The organism is Rathayibacter sp. AY2B7, from assembly GCF_002931635.1.
In the GTDB taxonomy this organism is placed as follows: Bacteria; Actinomycetota; Actinomycetes; order Actinomycetales; family Microbacteriaceae; genus Rathayibacter.
The window spans coordinates 1-3475 of record NZ_PSUC01000176.1 but is presented as its reverse complement, the minus strand read 5'-3'; the positions used below and the strand labels follow the sequence as shown (position 1 = coordinate 3475).

Genomic DNA, 3475 nt, shown 5'->3' with positions numbered 1-3475 from the left:
GGATCGCGTTCCTTCCGAATCGATGACCGGTGATTCACGCGAAGGACACCATGAGAGCTCGTGCGCGTTCCACGACGAGTCGGGGCGCTCGTGATGCTCCTGGGGCGACGCGGGTGCTGGCAGCGATGCATGGCGATGCCCGTTCGCGGCGCTGCGGCGTCACTGTTCCGTGCTGGAGGGCGGCACTCGAGCGGCTGCGAGCTGGCGGGTGCCGGGATCACCGACACCCAGGATGAGGACGCTCTCGATGCTGCCGATCGTGTCGGGATCGATGATCTGCAGTTCCTGATCAGCATCCGCTGTCAGCGAGCCGACCTCGCTTCCGACGTCCGCAGGGAACCTCAACTCGCCGTCGTTGTCCTCGAGTGGAGCGCTCGTGAGAAGGACTCGCGGTTCCACTGCTCCGGTCAGGTTCAGCCCGCTGAAGGACAGCCACACTGTCCCGTCCTCTCGCTCCTCGATCAGGAGATCGCCGCTCGCATCGTTGGACACGCTCTCGAGCGACGTGCGGATGGGCAGCTGCTCCAGAAGCGACTGGGCGGCGGGAGCGTCCGTTGCATCAGAGTCATCCGTGGGGCTGTTCGTAGGAAGGCTGGGAGCGGCGGACGTCGCCGAGGGGCTGGCGACGGCGGTTCCCTCGAGGGGTGCCGTGCACCCGGCCAGGGCCAGAACGAGCCCGGTCGCAGCGGCCATGACGGATAGCCGGCCGATCGCGTTCGTGTCTGTCATGGTGTGCGCTGCTCCGTCCGTCGAACTGTCGCTCAGCCTACGCAGGGCGCGATTCTCATCGCCCTGTCGAAGTGTCTCCGCGGGGTCAGTGGTGTGAACGCCTCTCGATCACATCGTCGTGCGAGCAGCGCCGGACATCAGTCGCGCTCCAACCCTGTCCCTCTTGGCATCGTGAGCCAGAGGATGAAGGTGAGGAGGAGGCCGAGGATGCCGCTGACGACCAGCGCAGCGACGGCGAAGGCGGAACCGCCGAACGATCCCTGAGCATCGTTGCTCGTCTCCACCGGCACGAACCAGTAGACGACGGCTCCGACGATGAACAGCAAACTGACGATAAGGGCGCCGATGCAGGTGTCCCGCCGCATCTTCTCTTGGGACCTGTCGCCTGAGAGGTTGACGAGCCACAGGATTCCGATGACGGCCGGGGCGCCAGCGAGAAACGCTAGAAACACGGGTGCTCCTGGTCGATGACGGGCCGCGACAGTATCCGCACCTGGGGCAGGAAGAGCGCCGCGGCCGATACGGCGACCATCACGCTCCTCCGTCGAGGGCGACCGCCTGGCTCGCGGTCATCGGGCGGCAACGGTGAGATTCAGGTCCTCACCGACGCGGAGGATCTCGTCCGAGGGGAACCGGAACGGGTTGAGGTAGAACAGGTCGTCGGCCGTCATGCCGAATCGTGCCGCGACGTCCTCTGCGAGGTCGTTGCGAGCGACCGCGTACGACGTCGGCTTCCCGTCAGTGGATGACACCTCGCCACGCGCTGCTGCACGCGGGCCGACGTCCCGGGCGACGAGGGTATTGCGCTGCGGCTGCACGTTCCACTGGACGTCAGCGATGGCGAGGATTCTGGTCGAGCAGTCGGGGTCGTCCTGCGGTCGTGTCGTGAGAACGAGTTGATCGATCGCTGTCGGGTCGCCGCGGAACTCTGCGAGGTTCCGCCACGCCTTATAGGGCTTCCCGGACTCCGCGTCCGCGAGACGCATCGGGAAATCGACGTCGAAACAGGTGGTATCCGCGTCGATCGGATCGAGCGCCCCCATGACCGCTACGGAACCGGAGGACGCGGCGGGGATGACGAGCTCGTCGGATGTCAGGGCCAGCCGGCCGTCCGCCGCGCTCAACTGGACGGCGCCGGTGGTCCCGTCGCTCCCGGTGAACGTCGCCACGCCTAGATCGCCGGTCAGCGGGGAGGTGAAGCCGTCGTCCGTGTTCGTCGCCGGTGGCGGAGTCGGTGCTGCAGGCTGCGCCGTGCATCCCGTCACGACCGCCAGGCATGCCGCGACCGCGACCGTGTTGCGCACTTTCGAGAACGTCCCCACCGGCTCAGGTTAAGCGACGTCACCGCTTTCCTCATGGTCGCGTCTCGGCCTGAGAGACTCAACGCCGTTCCAAAAGGGGAACGTCTGTCGCGGGCCAGCAGGAAGCCCAACGGCTCCTAGGCTGACCCGATGAGTTCCCCGCCATCGACCCGCCCGCAGTCGTGCGCGTGGGTCGAGCGGTTGCGCGGGGTCCCTCTCCATCGAGCGACGGTCCCGTATGGGGATGGTCTAGCGGGGCGCTTTGGTGGGTGGCTCGTGGTTGTCGCGCTGACTTGAATTCAGTCCTTTCAATCGTGTGACACCGCTCGGGCGATTGGGCTCTTCCTCTTAGTCCGAGCCGCCGTGCTCCCGCGGGATGATCGTTACCAGGTGTGGAGCTGGCGCTCTTTGACAGCGGGCGGTCATCTCGAGTGGCCGGCCGTGGGGTGTGCTCGTGCCGTCACCAGGTGCGCAGCGTCAGCGACGGGAAGGAGGACGCGGGTACGACCCCGCTGTTCCAGAGCTCGCTGACGGACGGCAGCAGGGCGACCGAGCCGGAGCGCGCGACGAAGACGCCGAAGACGACGGCGCCTCCCGGCTCCAGCGGCGCCGTGCCGATGCGCCACGACGAGATCCTGATCGGAGGCGACGCGGCGGTCCCGAGGTCGACGATGTCGTTCGAGGACCGCCAGCCCACAGCGCCCATCGCGAGGGTCTGCTGGTCGGCCCCGTCGATGTTCGAGTGGTTCAGGGTGATGCCGTTGAAGAGCAAGCCGGTCGTCGCGGTGTTGACGACCGTGAAGTCGACGCGAGTCACGCCGCCGAGGTCGTGCGGGGTGCCCCACAGTCCCGTCAGCCCGTCGAACGGGTCGGCCGGCGCGGTCGACGCCTGCGCGGAGGGGGCGCCGAAGGCTGCGACGGCGACGGGCGCGGACCAGGCGGCGGCGGCAGCGACCTGGCGGCGGGAGGGGCCGGGAGCGCCGGTCGTCGAGACGTCGGTCATGGGTCGGGGCTCCTTCGCGTCGGATGCCCGCTGGAGACGACGCCTCCAGTCCCCGACCTGCTCAGGATGGGGCATCGCCGCGCACGCCTCCGCCTCCCGCGTACCCCCACTTCAGCACCGGCAGCGGAGCGATCGGACGGGGACAGGCCGAGCGAGCGCCGTCCTCGACGGCCGACCCGGCATGCCTTCAGGATCGCCGCCGACGTAAACATTCCCGAGATCGTCATCGACCCCAGAGCGGGACTCCTCATCGGAGAGCGGACCCTCACCTCCTCCGATCAGGGCGCGATCCCCGTCGGGACCGTAGAGCAGTTCACCGCCGTCGTGACCGCCGTCGTCGACAGCGCACCGTGAGGCGGACGGCGTCCTGATGTCGCAGAGCACTCGCCTCGACGCCTGCGCGGACGATCGAACGTCCTACGGGCGCGACGGCGCCCTCGAC

Annotated in this window: 4 protein-coding genes; all 4 read right to left on the bottom strand. The window is 68.1% G+C overall.

Going from position 1 to position 3475, the window contains the following annotated elements; all coding sequences use genetic code 11:
* Nucleotides 1-159: 159 nt before the first annotated feature.
* Nucleotides 160-693: a hypothetical protein gene (locus C5C27_RS16970; protein WP_146079747.1), complete on the bottom strand. Its 534-nt coding sequence runs from the start codon at nt 691-693 to the stop codon at nt 160-162.
* 173 nt (nt 694-866) lie between these two features.
* Nucleotides 867-1094: a hypothetical protein gene (locus C5C27_RS16965; RefSeq protein WP_146079746.1), complete on the bottom strand. Its 228-nt coding sequence runs from the start codon at nt 1092-1094 to the stop codon at nt 867-869.
* Between the two features lie 204 nt (nt 1095-1298).
* Nucleotides 1299-2051 carry a hypothetical protein gene (locus tag C5C27_RS16960; RefSeq protein WP_146079745.1) on the bottom strand — a complete coding sequence of 251 codons (753 nt, stop codon included), beginning with the start codon at nt 2049-2051 and terminating at the stop codon, nt 1299-1301.
* A gap of 439 nt (nt 2052-2490) precedes the next feature.
* Entirely contained in the window at nt 2491-3033 is a 543-nt protein-coding gene (locus C5C27_RS16955) for a hypothetical protein (protein WP_104314986.1), read from the bottom strand.
* Nucleotides 3034-3475 lie beyond the last annotated feature (442 nt).

Bases quoted from the DNA above. Each gene is read 5' to 3' on its own strand.
- C5C27_RS16970 (WP_146079747.1), bottom strand. From the start codon at position 693: ATGGCCGCTGCGACCGGGCTCGTTCTGGCCCTGGCCGGGTGCACGGCA.
- C5C27_RS16965 (WP_146079746.1), bottom strand. From the start codon at position 1,094: ATGCGGCGGGACACCTGCATCGGCGCCCTTATCGTCAGTTTGCTGTTC.
- C5C27_RS16955 (WP_104314986.1), bottom strand. From the start codon at position 3,033: ATGACCGACGTCTCGACGACCGGCGCTCCCGGCCCCTCCCGCCGCCAG.